The 17960-nt window shown below is 39.6% G+C and carries 20 protein-coding genes; 4 read left to right on the forward strand and 16 right to left on the reverse strand.

Annotated elements, in window-relative coordinates; genetic code table 11:
- Positions 1-9: 9 nt before the first annotated feature.
- Positions 10-663 carry a DUF6652 family protein gene (locus ECA01S_RS14900; protein ID WP_067391609.1) on the reverse strand — a complete coding sequence of 218 codons (654 nt, stop codon included), beginning with the start codon at positions 661-663 and terminating at the stop codon, positions 10-12.
- A 399-nt stretch (positions 664-1062) separates the two neighbouring features.
- Here ECA01S_RS14900 and ECA01S_RS04260 point away from each other — a divergent pair, with 399 nt between their 5' ends.
- Positions 1063-1524 carry a MarR family winged helix-turn-helix transcriptional regulator gene (locus ECA01S_RS04260; protein ID WP_067391612.1) on the forward strand — a complete coding sequence of 154 codons (462 nt, stop codon included), beginning with the start codon at positions 1063-1065 and terminating at the stop codon, positions 1522-1524.
- A 124-nt stretch (positions 1525-1648) separates the two neighbouring features.
- Positions 1649-3028, forward strand: a complete 1380-nt coding sequence (locus tag ECA01S_RS04265) for an MDR family MFS transporter (RefSeq protein ID WP_067391615.1) — start codon at positions 1649-1651, stop codon at positions 3026-3028.
- On the opposite strand, the gene ECA01S_RS04270 is transcribed toward ECA01S_RS04265, so the two are convergent.
- From ECA01S_RS04270 to ECA01S_RS04285, 4 genes are read right to left on the reverse strand one after another with little or no spacing between them, the layout of a single operon-like run.
- Positions 3025-3783: an ABC transporter permease gene (locus ECA01S_RS04270; RefSeq protein ID WP_067391618.1), complete on the reverse strand. Its 759-nt coding sequence runs from the start codon at positions 3781-3783 to the stop codon at positions 3025-3027. The genes ECA01S_RS04265 and ECA01S_RS04270 overlap by 4 nt on opposite strands.
- Complete coding sequence (locus tag ECA01S_RS04275; protein WP_067391620.1) at positions 3780-4688, reverse strand: ABC transporter ATP-binding protein; 909 nt, start codon at positions 4686-4688, stop codon at positions 3780-3782. The genes ECA01S_RS04270 and ECA01S_RS04275 overlap by 4 nt, the downstream gene beginning before the upstream one ends.
- The gene (locus ECA01S_RS04280) at positions 4688-4894 is read right to left on the reverse strand and encodes a PLDc N-terminal domain-containing protein (RefSeq protein WP_067391623.1); all 207 of its coding nucleotides are present in this window, start codon (positions 4892-4894) and stop codon (positions 4688-4690) included. Before ECA01S_RS04280 ends, ECA01S_RS04275 begins: the two co-directional genes overlap by 1 nt.
- Positions 4895-4900: 6 nt before the next feature.
- Positions 4901-5998: a helix-turn-helix domain-containing protein gene (locus tag ECA01S_RS04285; RefSeq protein WP_067391626.1), complete on the reverse strand. Its 1098-nt coding sequence runs from the start codon at positions 5996-5998 to the stop codon at positions 4901-4903.
- Positions 5999-6327: 329 nt separating this feature from the next.
- Here ECA01S_RS04285 and ECA01S_RS04290 point away from each other — a divergent pair, with 329 nt between their 5' ends.
- The gene (locus ECA01S_RS04290) at positions 6328-6669 is read left to right on the forward strand and encodes a DUF1801 domain-containing protein (RefSeq protein ID WP_067391629.1); all 342 of its coding nucleotides are present in this window, start codon (positions 6328-6330) and stop codon (positions 6667-6669) included.
- Between the two features lie 108 nt (positions 6670-6777).
- On the opposite strand, the gene ECA01S_RS04295 is transcribed toward ECA01S_RS04290, so the two are convergent.
- The 7 genes from ECA01S_RS04295 to arfA all read right to left on the reverse strand — a co-directional run bounded on the left by ECA01S_RS04295 (position 6778) and on the right by arfA (position 14466).
- Positions 6778-7725 carry a glycoside hydrolase family 43 protein gene (locus ECA01S_RS04295; RefSeq protein ID WP_067391632.1) on the reverse strand — a complete coding sequence of 316 codons (948 nt, stop codon included), beginning with the start codon at positions 7723-7725 and terminating at the stop codon, positions 6778-6780.
- 8 nt (positions 7726-7733) lie between these two features.
- Positions 7734-9254, reverse strand: coding sequence for an alpha-N-arabinofuranosidase (locus tag ECA01S_RS04300; RefSeq protein WP_067391635.1), 1521 nt, complete (start codon positions 9252-9254; stop codon positions 7734-7736).
- Positions 9255-9270: 16 nt separating this feature from the next.
- Positions 9271-9840, reverse strand: coding sequence for a DUF624 domain-containing protein (locus tag ECA01S_RS04305; protein WP_067391638.1), 570 nt, complete (start codon positions 9838-9840; stop codon positions 9271-9273).
- Positions 9841-10701: a carbohydrate ABC transporter permease gene (locus ECA01S_RS04310; RefSeq protein ID WP_082703248.1), complete on the reverse strand. Its 861-nt coding sequence runs from the start codon at positions 10699-10701 to the stop codon at positions 9841-9843.
- Positions 10702-10711: 10 nt separating this feature from the next.
- Positions 10712-11620: a carbohydrate ABC transporter permease gene (locus ECA01S_RS04315; RefSeq protein WP_082703249.1), complete on the reverse strand. Its 909-nt coding sequence runs from the start codon at positions 11618-11620 to the stop codon at positions 10712-10714.
- A gap of 66 nt (positions 11621-11686) precedes the next feature.
- On the reverse strand, positions 11687-12958 hold the full coding sequence (locus tag ECA01S_RS04320) for an ABC transporter substrate-binding protein (protein ID WP_067391641.1): 1272 nt from the start codon (positions 12956-12958) through the stop codon (positions 11687-11689).
- A 17-nt stretch (positions 12959-12975) separates the two neighbouring features.
- Positions 12976-14466, reverse strand: coding sequence for an arabinosylfuranosidase ArfA (gene arfA, locus ECA01S_RS04325; RefSeq protein WP_067391644.1), 1491 nt, complete (start codon positions 14464-14466; stop codon positions 12976-12978).
- A 193-nt stretch (positions 14467-14659) separates the two neighbouring features.
- Between arfA and ECA01S_RS04330 the strand changes: the two genes are divergently transcribed.
- The gene (locus ECA01S_RS04330; RefSeq protein WP_067391646.1) at positions 14660-15550 is read left to right on the forward strand and encodes an ArsR/SmtB family transcription factor; all 891 of its coding nucleotides are present in this window, start codon (positions 14660-14662) and stop codon (positions 15548-15550) included.
- 130 nt (positions 15551-15680) lie between these two features.
- Here ECA01S_RS04330 and ECA01S_RS14325 read toward each other — a convergent pair whose 3' ends face one another.
- Genes ECA01S_RS14325 through rsmD form a run of 4 tightly spaced genes read right to left on the reverse strand, consistent with a single transcriptional unit; the run spans position 15681 to position 17933 of the window.
- Complete coding sequence (locus tag ECA01S_RS14325) at positions 15681-15827, reverse strand: hypothetical protein (RefSeq protein ID WP_067391649.1); 147 nt, start codon at positions 15825-15827, stop codon at positions 15681-15683.
- Between the two features lie 30 nt (positions 15828-15857).
- Positions 15858-16901: a SepM family pheromone-processing serine protease gene (locus ECA01S_RS04340; RefSeq protein ID WP_067391652.1), complete on the reverse strand. Its 1044-nt coding sequence runs from the start codon at positions 16899-16901 to the stop codon at positions 15858-15860.
- Positions 16891-17376, reverse strand: a complete 486-nt coding sequence (gene coaD, locus ECA01S_RS04345; protein ID WP_067391655.1) for a pantetheine-phosphate adenylyltransferase — start codon at positions 17374-17376, stop codon at positions 16891-16893. Before coaD ends, ECA01S_RS04340 begins: the two co-directional genes overlap by 11 nt.
- Positions 17373-17933, reverse strand: coding sequence for a 16S rRNA (guanine(966)-N(2))-methyltransferase RsmD (rsmD, locus tag ECA01S_RS04350; protein ID WP_067391658.1), 561 nt, complete (start codon positions 17931-17933; stop codon positions 17373-17375). Before rsmD ends, coaD begins: the two co-directional genes overlap by 4 nt.
- Positions 17934-17960: the final 27 nt, after the last annotated feature.

Genomic DNA, 17960 nt, shown 5'->3' on the forward strand with positions numbered 1-17960 from the left:
TTGCTAAGACTAGCGCAAAGGCAAAACACCTCTGATAAGGACCACCAACACGGCCAGTAGTACCATCAGTAGCAGCAACACTATCACAGTCAGTTTTTGCCATTTACGTTCTTTCAATGATAATACCATAATTGCGATTACATCGAAAATAAAGAAGAATTGGAGGAGCTTGGCAACCCCTACTAAGAAGCTACTTTGGATGCCAGCCTGTTTCGACTTCGTTAAATAGGCAAAAGCAAATGGTGCAGAACCTAGTAAAATAATCCAGCCAAAAACCGTGACTGCCACCGCTCCAATTGGTCCTACGAAAATCATGATTGGTACTGGCAAAAAAGTCAGTAGCATTAATAACACTACTAAACCACCTCCCACTAAAAAGAGAGGTATTAGGCTATATTTAATAATCAGCGTACAGATCAGGAATTGCTCTCGACTAACTTTTTTCCTTTGAAAGCCAACTATCACTATGTTTAGCACAGTAAAGATAAGGGGGACGTAAAGTGCAGAGGTTGCGATTGAATTATTAAGAGCAGCAGCGTGCGTAAGGGTATCCGGCACTTGGAGGAACCTCGGTATAAACGGGAATAAGTAGCAGCTGAGGACATATACGATTACCCATCCATATAGCCAAGTGACAGGTTTGGCTTCTTCTACATGCTTCATTTGGCTCCCCCCTCTCCAACCTTCTTAGACTTTTTGTACTATTACCCAAATTAAGTTTTGGTTTCATTAATTAGTGGTAACGTTTCGATCGACATGACGGGCTAGATTTCTAATAATTTTTAACCCCTTGAGGTTTCCATCCTCAAAGTCAAAATCTCTGATTTCTTATTAGTATATCATGCCTCATTCTCGCTATTTTCCCTTTTTATTGCACTTGTGTCATGATTTTTGAGTTGTTTCAAATAGGTATTTCATTCACAATAACGTGCCTACTTTCATTGAGCACGGTGTTGCAAAATATAAAGCTTAAATTCTGTCGTATGGGCAGAAAGAAAAAGGTTTCTTCAAGTTGAAATGGTGGACCACTTCTTCTATACTAAAAACGAGGGAGTGGCTATGATGGATAAAGAAGAACAACTATTAACCGCTTTTAGCGACCTATATAATAAACGTGTTTGGCTGGATAAACTGATGATGGAACCCGCATTGAAGGGCTATACTTCAAGCGAAGTCCATTGTATTGAAGCCATTGGAAAATTAGCTGAACCAAACGCGACACAGCTAGCGGAAACACTCTTTTTAACCAGAGGTGCTGTCAGTAAACTCGTCCGCAAGTTGACACAAAAAGGAACCATTACTGGCTATAAGAAACCAGAAAATAAAAAAGAAGTCTACTTCCGTTTGACCCCAAAAGGACAAGCTGTTTTTGAGATTCATGAGGCGTTGCATCAACAACTACGCGAACGTGATCAAGAGGTTTTCCAAGAAGTTTCTGATGAACAATTGACTGCTATGCTGAGCTTTATGCAACACTATACCCAGCATCTCGATCAACTGATCCAAGAACAAACCACAAAATAGTCTGGTACATGCCAGATTTTTTTGTGGTTTGTTTTTTGTTGACAAGGAAACAAAACGGCGTTATACTCATTTTTGTTTCCGAGGAAACTTTATTAATCATTCCTCGGTGAGAAAGGAGTTTTCTATGTCACAATCAACCAAATTACCGCAAGGTGTCCTAGGTGCTGCCTGGGCAATCGCGTTAGGCGCCATCGCTCCGATGCTAGACTCAACCATGATGAATATTGCCATTGAGCAATTAAATACCGCCTTTTCCACTAGTCTCAGTACAGTCCAATGGGCGATTACCGGTTATGTTTTAGCCCTTGCTATCGCTGTTCCTATCGCAGGCTGGCTGATGAATCGCTTTGATGGCAAACTAGTCTTTATTACGGCCGTTGCTATCTTTGGTCTTACCTCGCTCATTGCCGGATTCAGTTGGAATATCACTAGTTTTATCATTTTCCGCCTCTTCCAAGGTTTCAGTGCCGGCATCATCACACCGTTAATGTCCACTTTGCTAGTTAAAACGGCGGGACCTGATAATATCGGTAAAGTGATCTCTATTGTCACCACACCAATGATCTTCGGGCCAATTTTGGGTCCGGTCTTAGGTGGCTTCATCTTAGAAATAGCCAATTGGCGTTGGCTTTTCTTTATCAATGTGCTAATTCTATTGATTGCTTTGCCCCTAATGATCCGCTATATTCCGCACTTTGCCCCTTTTAACCCCAAAGCCCGTTTAGACTGGCGAGGAATCCTGTTGCTTTCTATCAGTAGCGCTCTGTTGATTTTCGGTATCTCAAAGGCTGCTGACCACGCCACATTCTTTAATCAAGAAACAGTGGCAACAGTCGGGATGGGCCTTATTTTGCTAGTTGCCTATCTCTGGCACGATCATCAACAGCACCACGAAGTCGTTTTGCCGCTCACGCTCTTCACCCACAAGCCTTTTCGCATTGCGAGTATTGGACTTTTTCTCGCCAACATCGCAATTATGGGTCCTATGCTGATTTTACCGTTATTTTTCCAAACCTTTCGCCACTATACCGCCATGCAAGCGGCCCTTGCGCTGATTCCCCAAGGGATTGGTATGCTGTTGACCCGTCCAGTGATTGGTCGCATGATCGATAAAATTGGTGCTCGCTACGTGGTGTTGGTTAGTTTAGTTCTAGCGCTGCTTGGCTCCATCCCCCTAGCATTCTTGACACCAAAGACCAGCCTAGTGCTACTTAGCGTCATTTTGTTTATTCGCGGTGCTAGTGTGGGTGGCATTAATTTGCCTTTAACGACAGATGCCTACACCGGTCTGGCGGACACACAATTGCCAGAAGCCGGAGTAGGCATCAATATGATAGAAAATCTAGGCTCTAGTTTTGGTTCGGCGCTGATTACTACGGTAGTCTCAACAAATCTTATCCCACTGAAGGGCTATCAAGCCGGTTTCGCAGCCTCTGTTGTTGTCTTGATTTTGTTGATCATTCCCAGTCTCTTTCTAACCAAAAAGATGACTACCTTACATTAGAGTGCCTTCTTATCAAAAACGCCTAAAGTCGCAGTTAAGGCAAGAATTATCCCAAGAATAGTGACCGCTAAAGCGGGCGTATACGTCGTTAATTGGGCACTGCCATCTAGGAGTGCGGGCTGAATCGAAATCAACGAGACTGGGTTCCAATCCTTCAACCCTTCGAATAAATTTAGGACGTATAGTGAGACCATTACACCGATTGTTAGAAATAAGCCACCGGTATTGGAGAGCAGGGTAGAGGCAAACAATGTAACCGTCAAAAGCAGAATTCCAAAAAGTAAGAGACAAACAAGTGACGACAAGACTGCTTGGCTTTTACCATCATCAAAATAAATCAATGTGTAAAGTAACGTGACTAGAAATGCCCCTACTGTGACTCCTAGCCACTGCAGACTGATACTAAACCATTTCCCTAAGATGATTGCTCTACGCGAAAGACCCTTCGTGACAAAATTCAGGAATGTGCCCTTTTGAACTTCTCGACTGACACTGCCACTAAATAGAATTACAGCTAAATAAATACCGATTTGTGACATATTCTTATAGAACTGTCCCCACGAATCCAATGAAGTTGGCTTGGGAATCTTGCCAGCAAAATCGGCGAAGCTCATTTTGATGATTTCTGGTGTTAACTTTGCTAAGAGTGGGCTCATGATACCAAAGCATAGAAAGACAATTAGCAGAATCAAAATTCGTTTTGTTCGCCAGGCTTCCTGCCACTCTTTTTTGAACCAAATCCAAGTGCCGCTCATTTCGTCACCTCCAAAAAGATGTCCTCTAGCGTGCTTTCTTGTTGCTGCAGACTCACAGGCATTTTTTCTTGTTGGCGCAAAATGTACCACAACTGCTCTTGCTGATCATCTGAAACAGTGAGAAGAACGTCACTTTTTTGTTCATTATTCTGAAATACAAAGGTCTCTTTTTCAGATAGCATACTTAAAAATTTGTTTTTGGCGGTGATAGAATCAAAATCTACGTACCATTGTTTCTTGCCATATTGCTGCTTTAAGTCCTCTAGGGTACCCGTTACTTGCATTTCACCCCGATTGAGAATACCAACATGATCACAGATTTGCTCCACATCATGTAAAATGTGGGTCGAAAATAAAATCGTTGTCTTTTGGCGCAAAGAGGCCAATAAATCTAAAAATTCTTTGCGCCCGATTGGATCCAAGGCTGATGTGGGTTCATCGCACAGCAGTAATTTAGGTTCATTTACCAAAGCCTGAGCAATTCCTAAACGCTGTTTCATTCCACGAGAAAAGCCGCCAATCCGTTGCGTTGCAGTTAGACCTACTAGCTGCAACAGCTCTTCACTGCGTTTGAAGCGTTCTCTTTTCAAACCAGCAATCTCCCCGCACAGATTTAAATATTCTTTAGCGGTCAAATAATCATAGAATGCTGGTACATCTGGCAGATAGCCAATAAATTGATTGGTTTGATTTTGACCATATGTTACCAAATTCTGATTAACACGAATCGCACCAGCATCTTGCTTTAATAAGCCGGTTATTAGCTTCATGGTTGTTGTCTTGCCAGCACCATTACGACCAACAAAACCGTAAATACTCCCCTCCGCCACAGAGAACGTCAAGTCTTGCAGAACCTTTTGACCATGAAAGCTTTTAGTTATCTGCTCTAGCTCAAGGAGCGCCATTATGCTTCCCCTCTTCCCACAACAAAATACAGCAGCGGACCAATCAGTTGGAACACTATCACCACCACCAGCCAAAACGGGCGATTACCAAAACGATACTGAGGGTGTTTCCAGACATGGATCACCGCTGCAATCATCAATCCTACTTCCAATAAAATCAGTGGAATAAAAAATGGTAAATATTCAATAAACATTTGGGTACTCATTTTTAATCACATTCCTTTCATCGCCGAGAGTGTCTTCAATAATGGTCCGACTTCGGCATCTGCTTGGTAGACTTGCAGCATTGGAAATTCGATAATGGTCAGAAAATCTTGCTTCACTAGCGTAGTTTCTCGCGGATATTGATTGCCACTTGCTTGTTCCTCCAGCCAACCTTCAATTTGGTCAAAGTACGCATCGCCATGTAAAGCGGTTGGAAATGGTGTCGTCTCTAACAGCGTGATAAATTGTTGCAATAACCGCGTCAACTCGCTCTTATTGCCAACCAAAGCTTGGCTAACAATTGCAGCAGCTAAAAAATTCAGATAGTTGATGGGATTTAATGATGCCAGTTCAAATTGCATCGCTAGTTGTTCCCCCCGCTGCACAGTTGCTTTGGTCTTCACAGGATCAGGTCCCAAAATCTGTAAGTAGTTCGTTAAAAAGCTCATCATAATTGCTAATTCTTGGTAGATAGCACTTTGCATGACTGCCGTCGCCTTCACTGGATCTTGCTGCTGATAGGCCGCGGCAATTAGCGGTGCTGCCGGCATTTCAACTGGTGGCCACTCACCCAAAAGAGCTAAAACACGTTCATTTTCGCCAGTAATCAAACTAATATAGCCCAAAAGTTTTTCGGCCTCCGCTACAATGCGCGGATCTTGACTCTGACGTATCACATGATCCAACAGTTGCTGGGCTTCTGATTGATAACCATTTTTTTCTTCATAAGGTAACTGATCCCCATGATTAAGTAAAAATAAACTCATCTGAATTAAAAAAGGATAGCATGAATAATAACGCTTCACTAAGTTACGAAATCGAACTAAGGTCTCAGCTGGCGCCTTCTTTACATCCCCTTGCAGCGAATGATAGATGCGCTGAATTTCATGTGTGGTTAGCTGCGGCTGATAGTTTAATAGCTCGTCAATCGTTTGATCAAAATAAGCCGCTAATAACGGTAATAAGGTAATATCCGGATAAGATTGACCGTTCTCCCACTTGGAAACAGAGGCCTTTGTCACTCCCACAAAGTCCGCTAATTCCTGCTGCGTAATTTTTTTCTCTTTACGTAAAAATGCTAAGGTTTCCCCAATATTTAGTAACATGATCTCACCTCTTACATTTATTTTAACCCCATTGAGCGAGGGAAACAATGGAGCGGTTGTATACTTACCGAACATTTAGTCAACCAACGCGATACTTGCGTATATTGTGCAACTATCAGCTTGCCATGGTAAAATAATAGAACTAGACGATTTATGAAAAGGGTCTTAGCTCAAAAACAACCCTGATTCTTGGCGGTATTTAGACTTTTTAGTCACCGTCAATGGGGACAGCTTGAATTGACAAGCGGACAACTAGCTAGTTCAACAGAAACATGTGAGTTAAAACGAAAAGATCGTGAGCAACAGACGCGCGGTGAAAGGCGGCTCTAATGGAAGAACTATTTACAACTCTTAAACAACTTATGGAAGACGAACTTGGCCAAGCCGGAACTCCTTATTCTGTGGGAAAATTTAGCGGCATTGGCTGGCTTTTCCCACCAGATGGTGATCCTTGGCTATCCCTTAAAGCCTATCCCAAAACTGTCAACATCTATCTTTTTCTTTTCTTCGATGGCAAACCCGTTGCCAGTCAATATACAGATGTATTCGGTAAAAGCAACTTAGGCAAATCTTGTATCCGTATCCGGTCCCTAACCCCCGCTAAAGAAACTGCGTTACGGGAATTACTGCAAATCTCTAAAAGGAAATTTATTAAAAAATATGATTCATAGGATTTTACAAAAACTAAATCGCCGCAACTCTACGCTTACTGTAGGGTTGCGGCGATTGTTTTATCTTTTAAATATTAAAATGTCGGATTTTCTTAGCTCGTACTCGACTCAATCTGCGACTGGTTCACCAAAAATGGGGAAGCCTTCTTCATTCCATTTAAATTCTTGAACACGTGCATGGCGATCTGGATTATTCAACGGATCCTCCATATCATTTTTCTTGGGTCTTGCATGATACACAATTAAATCTGTCTCGTTATCCTCTGCTTTAGTAAATGAGTTGTGTCCAGGACCGAACTGCTGATTCTCTTCAGAGCTTTGAAAAACGGGTACTTTACTTTTATGCCAAGAATAACCGTCTAATAAATCACTATCAGCTTCTGCCCACAATAATCCCATACAATAGTTTTCATCTGTTGCACTAGCAGAGTAGGTAATAAAAACCTTGCCATTTCGTTCTATCACGGCTGGTCCTTCATTCACCCAAAATCCGCGTTTTTCCCAATCATATTCTGGAATTGATAAAAGTACTTGCTTGTCTGTTAGCGTCCACGGATTCTCCATTTTAGATAAGTATAAATTAGAGTTTCCTGGTATAGCTGGATCAAGTTGTGCCCAGACATAGTACAACATGCCTTTATGTGTAAAAACAGTACCGTCTAAGCTAAAACTATCAAATTGTGTGTTGACTTTTCCTTTTTCTGTCCAAATACCTTTAAATGGATCAGCTTCAGAATTTTCAAGGACAAACATGCGATGGTGATGATGCTGATCCCGAATTTCTTCATCATCACTAGCAGCAAAATAGACGTACCATTTACCATTTAGAAAATGAATCTCCGGTGCCCAGATAAGACGACTCATTTCACCATATTCATGCGCTCGCCAAATTATTTTTCGTTCTGCATTTTCTAAATCATTTAGATGGCGCGCACGGCGCAATTCAATTTCTTGATAGCCTGGAACGGACCCCATAAAATAATAGTAACCATCTGTATGACGGAATATCCATGGATCAGCACGCTCAATCACAATTGGATTATTGTACAATGTCATTAGTTTCTCTATCCCTTCTGTACACGAATCATATTCCAAGAGTACGGCGCTAAATATGCGTGACAGCTAGTCAATTGCATTTCAATGCTATCGTAAATTTGTTTTGGAACAATTTGATTTGGTGTCTCTCTTGTATTTTTTGCTTGCAGATCTTGATGACTAATTTCAATATGTTCGATTACTTTCAATAATTCAAAATCAGTCTCTACTTGCATCACTTGTTTTTCTTCACTGCGGTTTACGCAGAAAATAACAATTTCGTCTGTTGATTCTGTAATGCAGGTATCCAAATAAGACACATTTTGCATCTTTTCCACATTATAGGTGGGACCTACTACATTTTGCTGTAGTACGTGACCCTTAGCGTATTTCGATAAATGTTGCATTACATAGTAAGTAGGATTGACCCAAGACGCTCCATTAGCATCTGTCAAAATCAGTGGGATCGTATTAACTAGTAACGACTGACACGCTATTTTTACACGATCAGCATGTCGGAGAATAGATAATCCCAACGAACCAAACAAGAGCGTATCTTCCATAGTAAAATAGCACCAGTCAACTGGACTTCCTATTTCAAAATCGTGATGTTCTTTTTGTGGTTGATTATGAACATTCCATTCGTCAAAGGCCAAATACATTGTTTTATCACTTCTAACATACCCTTTGACGTAATCACAGGTGGCGATTATTTCTTCGATTTGGCGATCAAAGCGATGCGATTTAGCTAAATAAGTGGGAGTATCATCCCGTTCATTTTTAGGTGGTCTAGTTAGATCATCTTCATCATACTTGTCAATATAATTATGTAATGCTAAATAATCCACATTGTCATAAGCTTGCTCTAGAGCGATGCGGTCCCATTCAGGGTAACTTTCCAAGCGCGGTGTTGAGCTTCCCACTAATACAGTTTCAATTGTATCATCAGTCCACTTCATTACTTTAGCTGCTTCATTAGCTAGTCGCCCATATTCATAAGCTGACTTTGCCCCGATTTGCCACGGACCGTCCAATTCATTTCCTAAGCACCACAGCTTCACACTATGTGGCTCTTTCACTCCATGACTAATCCGCAAATCACTCCAATAAGTGCCACCTGGAAAATTACAATATTCAACAATATTACGAGCATCATCAATTCCTTTCGTTCCTAAATTAATGGTCATGATAGGTTCTGCGTTGATTTCTTTCAACCATTCAAAAAATTCGTTTAATCCAAATGTATTTGGTTCGATGCCACGCCAAGCAAGATCAATTTTTCGAGGTCTTTCGTCAGTTGATCCGATTGTATCCAGCCAGTTATAACCAGATGTGAAATTCCCGCCCGGATAACGAATGACACCCAAATTTAGTGCTTGAACTTTTTCTAAGACATCCAACCGAAATCCGCGATTATCTGCCTGTGGGTGTCCAGGTTCAAAAATTCCGGTATATACGACACTTCCCATATGTTCAACAAAAGAACCAAACAGTCGTGGACTAATATCTCCTTTAATAAAGTGCTTGCTTATCGTAATGTTTGTGTTCATTTAATAGCCTCCAACTTTATTTCTGACGTGTTAACAAACTTATTAGTTTCCAGAATCCACCGGCAAATAAGAAAATGAATGGTGGAAAAATTGTAACTGAACAGAAGAAGACATATGTCAAAAATACTTTTAATAGATTTTGTGGCAAGAAACCAATAACCAAAATTGCAGTATTTTGAAGACTTTCAATTATAGACTGCTGTGATATGTGCACTAATTCTGGTATTAGGCATAGAAAAAACATCGCCACGATTACACCGGATACAATGAATGCAACCAAAAGTGGCAGGGGTAGCAATTCCATTTGTTGCATTGCTGACTCCAATGCTGCAAAAATAGCAATAAAAGTTAAACTAATTGGCAAAGTTATCAAGAGACGATGCTTGAAACCTACCCAAAAGGTTTTAAGTACGCTACCCGTACCCGTAATACGCCATTCATTAATGGTATAGTACGCAGCCTTACTTGAAGCTACTACTGTGACTAATGGCAAACTGCAGAGTACCCACAAAATACCTAATAAAATGTAATCTGAAATTGTTATCAAATTAGCATACCAACGTGATTGAACTAATTTCATCATCATCTATTCCTTCATTCCTGACATTGCTGTACTTTGAATAAAATATTTTTGTGCAAACATATAAATGATCAACAATGGCAACATGGAAATAACTGTTCCCGCCATTACTGGCCCATAAAAAGAAATATTTTGTCCTGTAAAGAGGGCCAATCCAGCAGGCAGCGTTCTCATTTTTGAACTACTAGTTAGAATCAATGGATATAATAGATCATTCCAGTTGTTCATCAATGTGAAGATTGCTAGTGAAAGCATAGTTGGCTTACTCAACGGCAAAATAATTTTCAAGAAAATCTTAAATTCACTCAGACCGTCTATTCTAGCAGCTTCTTCTAAATCTCGAGGCAAAGTAACAAAGAAAGAACGCATCATAAAGATACCAAAACCGGTTGTCATTCTAGGAATAATCAAACCAGGATAAGTATCCAGTAAACCCATTAGATTGATCTCGATAAATAAAGGAATCATGAATACTTGAAATGGAATCATCATCGTTAGTAAAACAAAGTAGAAAAATCCAGATTTCCCTTTAAAATCCATTCGTGCTAAGGCATAGCCAGCCAAAGAATCAAAAAATACAGATGTGACCATAACACCACCAGCAAATATAACGGTATTCTTGATATAGTCTAACAATGGAATTGTTGACCAGACCTTTAAATAATTTTCAAGCGTATACTTATCTGCAAAAATTTTGGGTGGGTAAGAAATAATATCTTTTTCATACTTAAATGAAGAAATCAGTAACCAAATAAAGGGGAAGGCAATTAATAGCAAGACTAAAATCAAGGCGATTTTTCGAACAATACTTTTCCCGCTAACTGGATTTTTTTTGGTCATTTTTGCAGCTTCTAGTTTGTATTCCATGTCCTTCCTCCTATTTCATTTGCTTTTCTTTATGTGACATGTAAAGGTTTGCCGTAACAGCTAAAATCGCAATGATTACAAAAAGTACACTGGAGAGAGCTGATGCATAACCTAATTCGTATGGAGCAGTGAATCCTCGACTATAAATATATTGGACTGCAGTTTCCGTTTTGAATTGCGGTCCTCCGCCTGTTGCTACGTATACCTGGTCAAATACTTGCATTGAGCCAATCAAATTGGTCAAAATACAAAAACCTAATGAAGGGACAATTTGTGGTAGTGTAATATTGAAAAATTGTTGTCGTGTCGTTGCACCGTCCATTGCTGCTGATTCATAAAGCGAAGGTGAAATCCCTTGTATCGCAGTAAGTAAAATGGTCATCGTAACTCCGAAATTCTTCCAAACAGTCATAAACGCAACTGTTGGCATCGCCAAAGTTGGATCGCGGAAAAACTGAGGAATGGGCAAGCCCGCTTGAGAAAATAGATATGGTATTGCCCCAATATTTGGATCCAATAGCATCGAGAAAATAATGGCAATCGATGTTAAGGAGCAGATAACTGGAATATAGAATGTAGACCGACAAAATTTATTGAACCGATTATCTTTTGACAACAGGACTGCAAATAACAATCCAACAATAATTTGAGCAGGTGTTTCTAACAGCGTAAAGTACAAAGTATGTAGAACTGCATTGACTGCCCGTTCATCTTGGAATATCCTCTGAAAATTTTCTAACCCTACAAAGTCTTTTGCTGTAAAGAAAATATTCATGTTAGTAAAACTAAGTCCAAATGTGCCAATCAGAGGAACCACTGTAAAGACCAATAATACTAAAAAAGACGGTAGCAAGAATAGATAAGCCGCATGATTTGGTTTATTCCAATAAGCAGCAATTGAACTATTTTTGTTTTTCACTTTTTTCACCTCTGTTATATAGTGATTTGAGCTAGGAGAAGTCGATCCTCATCCTAGCTCAAATAGTTAGTTTGCTAAAAGATCATTAATTTGCTTATCAGCGTCATTCATCAATTTTTCGGCATCTTCACCAGCCAGCAACTTTTCAATCAGTGGATTGATAATATCGTTATTGATTGTTGGTAATTGATCAAATCCTGGTAAAAATGGTTTAGCAAATTCCATTTGTTTTGATAGCTCAGTCACAATTGGATCATTTTTAACTTCTTCATCTTCGCCAACAGAGTTTAGATAAGCAGGAAAACCGTTCCGCATACTCCACTCTTTACCAATATCCGCAGTATTCCAATATTTTAGAAATTCATAAATTGCTTCCTTCTTATCTTCACTAGTACTTGCTGGAATCGCATATCCTACGCCATCCAAAATAGCTGTTTTTTCGCCTGAACCTTGTGGAATCGTAGTGACACCATAATTGATTTCATTTGCTTTCAAACCATTGTTTAACCAAGGTCCATTTAATTCGATTGCTAGTTGCCCAGCATTCATGACATTGTCCATTTCAGCACCGGAGATTGACTCAGGCCCCGTTTTATCTACATGTATCATTTTTTGAATTGCTTGCAATGTCTTCAGATTTTCTGGTGATGCAAACTCAGATTTTGTATAATCATCGCTGATGACTTTCCCACCATTCGCTAAGATCCAGTTATAAAGAGGCGCCGTACCATCTTTATTGAAAATGAAACCATGAACATTCTTAGAAGCATCTGTCAATTTTGGTGCCATTTCAGTTAATTGTTCCCAAGTTGTCGGAGGAGTATTTTCATCTAACCCAGCGGCCTTGAATAAGTCTTTATTCCAGTACATATACATTCCTTGAACTTGCATTGGTACGTAATATTGCTTGCCGTCTACGACTCCTAGATCAACAGCTGAACTGGCAAAATCATTTTTATCAACCCCGTCATAGGACCAAAAATCATCAATTGGTTGTACAGCTCCATTTTTAACGTATTGTGCAAAATCAGAATAATTTAGTGCAACAAAATCCGGTGCCGTTTTAGAGGAAATTGCTGGTGGCAGTTTCTCATTCAGATTTGACCACATCATAATATCCATTTCAATTTTGATATTTTTGTCATTTTCATCATTAAATCGGTTTACGATCTCTTGTAGAATTTCTCCATCAGAAGCTGTAAATCCGTTCCAAAAAGTCAATGTGGTTGTTCCATCTTTATCCGTTCCTGAGCCACTATTTCCACCACCGCATGCAGTTAATGACAACATTCCCAAAGCAAGAGCCGCCGTTCCAACAAGTAATTTTTTCAATTTCATGAGATTCTCCCCTTTTCTTATAATTCGCACCGAATCATATTCCATGATAGAGGTGCTAATTTTACATCCAACTTTGTATCATTCCATTCGTATTCTATATTTTCACTTGGATGGACTATTTCATTTCTAGCATCATTTACTGCTTTGATATCAAATCCTGACATTTGCGAAAATTCTCGAATACCTTTTACTACAAAATCTCCTAAATCTACATGAAAATCTAATGGTTCTTCTCCTCTATTGACTGCAAAAATAACCAGTTCATTCTCATTTACCACACTAATCGTTTCTAGAAACGGAACCGCCTCGAAATCAGCTGTAGCATACGTATCAGATTCAACTAAGGGTGTCAGCACGTTTCCTCGACCGTAGTTTGACATCTGCATAAACGGATAAAAAATAGTCTGCCGCCATGCTTCTCCTTCAGGATCCGTCATAATGGGTGCAATCACATTTACTAATTGTGCCAAACAAGCTATTTTAACGCGATCAGCATGTTTTAACAGCGTAATCATCAAGCAGCCTAATAATAAAGCGTCTTCAAAATTGTAGTGATCTTCTAAAATTGGTGGCGCAACTTGCCATGGCTTAACAGTTTGATCATGTTCATTCGAGTGATACCAAATATTCCATTCATCGAATGATAAATTAATTTCCTTTTTACTATGTCGTTTTGCTTTAATTGCATCACACATTGCAACAACACCATTTATGAACTCATCCATATCCAATGAACGGGCCAAATAACTCGCTAAATTGTCATCCTGATTACCGTAGTACTGGTGTAGAGAAATATAATCAACAGTGTCATAGGCATGATCCAAGACTGTTAATTCCCAATCGCCGAATGTCGGCATTTGTCCGGAAGAGCTTCCACATAAAACTAGTTCAATAGAATCATCTACCAGTTTCATTGCTTTACCAGCTTCATTCGCTAAACGTCCATATTCTTCAGCCGTCTTATGCCCAATTTGCCAAGGGCCATCCATTTCATTTCCCAAACACCATGTCTTAATATTAAACGGTTCCTTATGACCATTCTTCACTCGAAGTTGACTCCAATACGTATCACTGTCGCTATTACAATACTCTACTAGATTACGAGCCGCATCGATTCCTCGGGTCCCTAGGTTAACTGCCATATCAATCTCAGCACCCACTTCTTGCGACCACTCATAAAATTCATGTATTCCGACTTCATTTGTTTCAAGTGAGCGCCATGCCAAATCTAGTCGTTTGGGTCGGTCCGAAACTGGGCCTATCCCATCCTCCCAATTGTAACCCGATAAAAAATTTCCACCCGGATATCGAATTAATGGAATCTTTAACTCCTTTACTAATTCCATTACATCTTGTCGAAAGCCTGATTCATTTGCTGCCGAATGGTTAGGTTGATAAATTCCAGTGTAAACAGCTCTTCCCATATGTTCGATAAATGATCCATATATACGTGGATCAATTTCAGCTAATATCAAATCACGGGAAATTTTTAATTTGGATTGCAACATTTACTCCTCCTTTAACTTACAAGCAAATATTAACAGACATAGAAAACGCTGTCAACAATATATTTATTAATTATAATTATCTATATAAAAGTAAATAAACATTTATATTAATATAAGCTGATAATATATTATATATTTTACATTAATTAATGTTTATGTTAATATTTAGTAGAAGAATAAGGAGGGGAGTTTATTGCAGTTAGATATATCTGAAGAATCATTACCAGTATATGAAGCATTAGCTAGTAATGTACGTCTAAAAATTATTCAATTACTTTCAAAAAATAAGATGAATATCAAAGAATTAGCAAAAGAACTTAATCTGAGTAGTGCCATCGTAACTATGCATGTAAAGAAACTAGAGGAAGCAAATATTATTAGAACTGAAAAAGTCGCTCAGAATAAAATCTCTAGTTTGCGTGTTGATAAGATAGAAATCAATTTCCCAGAAAAAATATTCAATGCTTTTGATACAAAAGAAACATCAATACCTGTCGGCCACTATACTAATTATTCCATTGAACCTACTTGTGGCTTAGCTACACTGACTGAGTTTATAGGTGATGTGGATGAACCTAAGTACTTCATGGATCCTAGACGGATGGATGCTCGAATTCTTTGGTTTACCAAGGGATTTGTAGAGTACCAAGCAATCAATTATCTAGAAAAAACAGAAAAATTGGAAATGCTAGAGATATCAATGGAAATCTCCTCGGAATTTCCTTTCTATAATGATAATTGGCCGTCTGATATCACATTCTTTTTAAATGATATCGAGCTAGGAACTTGGACAAGTCCTGGTGATTTTGCAGATATCCGAGGTAAATACACACCTGCTTGGTATCCTGATAATCTCAACCAATACGGATTACTTAAAACAATTCGTATCAGTAAGCACCTAACGAATATGGATGGTATTCCATTATCAGATATTACCATCGATGATTTGCCTACCCATGAGGATATCTGGCATTTAAGAATTGAAGTAAAAGAGGATGCAAAAAACGCTGGGGGATGTACATTATTTGGAAAAGGTTTTGGTAACTATGATCAAGATATTAAAATAAAAATGTTCTATAGTTAGCAATTAATAACTATCTTATTGATTTTTATACTCATAGAAATAAAAAAGAGACTGATACATAACTCGAAAAGTTATGTATCAGTCTCTCTTCATATCCGAATAAACGGTGGAAACAGAAGCGCCTTTTTCACTATTTATTAAAAATCTTTGGTCCTTTACGCATGTTTTTGCGATCGTTTTTAGGAGCGCTCATTTTTTTAGAACGGCCGCCGCCTTGTTTCTGTTTGATCAATTCCAACATTTTTTCTTTTGTATCCTTGGTATCTTTCTTTTCCATCTGTGACACCACCTTTCAATAGTGAGGAAATTAGTTTAAGTTTTTTAAGTAGTCTAAAGCGTCTTGAACTGTTTTTACCGGAACGATTTTCATCTTAGAATCAATTTTTTCAGCTGTCTTTTTAGCTGTTTCGTAATTACTTTCGATTCCAGGTTCGGCTTGACGCATCTCGTCCGTAATCGTATCATCGGGTGCAAAAAAGATTTCGGCGCCTTCATTGTTGGCAGTCACGATTTTTTTATCAATACCACCAATACGTCCTACTGTACCATCAGAACTCATCGTCCCTGTTCCGGCGATTTCGTGTCCTTTACGCAGGTCTTGATTCATTAACTGGCTGTAGATTTCCAAAGTGAACATCAACCCCGCCGAAGGGCCTCCAATACTCCCCGCATCCACTTGGATTGGCACGGAAGAATCGACTTCTGTATGATCTACTAGGCTAATTCCAATCCCCGGTTTCTTTTCTCCGGCCAGTTCAACAAGCTTACCACTAGCTTCAGCCGTCTTTCCATCGCGTAAGTAACTGACAGTAACCGTTTGACCGACTTTTTGCTTTTTAACATATTCCATGAAGCTAGCACTATCCTTAAAGGTTTGACCATCCACCCCGGTAACGGTATCGCCAACTTTCAATTTCCCATTAAAAGCAGAATTGGGTTGCAGAGACATCACATAGACCCCTTTATAAGTCATCTCATAGGGCTTTTTAGCTAACTTCAAAGCCTGTTCGATTGCCATATTTTGTGAAGATTCCATATAATAGCGCTGAATTTGATTATACTCTTCGCTAGTACTTGTGCCCATCAGTTCTTGTCTGGAGACAATATCTTCATAGGAATTGAAATACGCCTGCAATGCGCGGAGTCCTGTTGCTTGTCTAATCGAAACCGTTGTAAGGTAAAAAGCGCCGGATTGTTGGTCCTCTTGCCCGTCAACTTTGATAAAGTTCTTAAGGTTTTCAGTTGTTCCTGGGCCTTCGATATAATAAGGGACAGGCAGAAAAACTGCTGCGACTGCGAGTAAGGCAACAAGAAATAATAAAATTCGTTTAATCGGGACTTTATTGTTCATCTTTTTTCCTCATCATACTTTGATAGACTGCGGTTGGCAGATATTCGGAGATATCGCCACCAAACTGCCAGACTTCCTTCAGTAAACTGGAGCTGATATGGCTGTACTTTTCCTCCGATAAGAGAAAGACCGTTTCTAACTCAGGAGCTAAATGACGGTTCATTTCAGCAATATCTCGTTCATATTCATAATCTTTCACACTACGAATCCCCCGCAAGAGATGTGTTGCGCCAAGCTCCTGGGCAATCGTGACGGTCAGTTTGGTTTCTTGGGTCAATACCGTGACATTGGGCAAGTGGGCAGTTGCTGCCTTAATTGCAGATACACGTTCAATCGGCTCTAAAAAAGCTTTTTTGCCGGTATTAACAAAAACACCGATAATGATTTTATCAAATAAACCGGCAGCTCGTTCAATGGTTCGCAGGTGGCCCATAGTAAATGGGTCAAAGCTGCCTGGAAATAGCGCAGTTGTCATTGTGTTTCCTCCTTTTCAAACAGCGTAATAGCCGTAATCCCGTATTCTTGCCGTCGGTATTGGCGCCAACCTTCAATATTTTCCGGCAGTAGCACTTGCTTATCGGTCTCACAGACAATCCAAGCAGTATCCGTCAACAGCCCCTCTGCAATCATTTTTGTGATTTGCTGGGTTATTTTCTGCTGTGCATACGGAGGATCTAAGAAAATCAAATCAAATTGGCGACCTTCAGCAGCTAAGTCTGCCAAAACACGGTCAGCGTCTCCTCGGCGAACCTCAAATTGATCGACGTCACGCACCAGTTGAACGTTTTCCTTGATAACTTGCAACGCACGGCCATTTTTTTCCACTAAGACCGCATGATCCATTCCTCGAGATATCGCTTCGATTGCCAACCCACCACTACCAGCAAATAAATCTAACACTTCTCCCCCATCAAAGTATGGACCAATCATATTAAAAATCGACTCTTTGACTTTATCGGTTGTTGGACGCGTGTTGGAGCCTTCTAAAGACTTCAAGCGGCGTCCTTTGTATTTTCCAGAAATAACGCGCATTTCCTCACCTCTTCGTTTTCACATTAT

Source organism: Enterococcus canis NBRC 100695 (genome assembly GCF_001544375.1).
Classification (GTDB): Bacteria; Bacillota; Bacilli; order Lactobacillales; family Enterococcaceae; genus Enterococcus_H; species Enterococcus_H canis.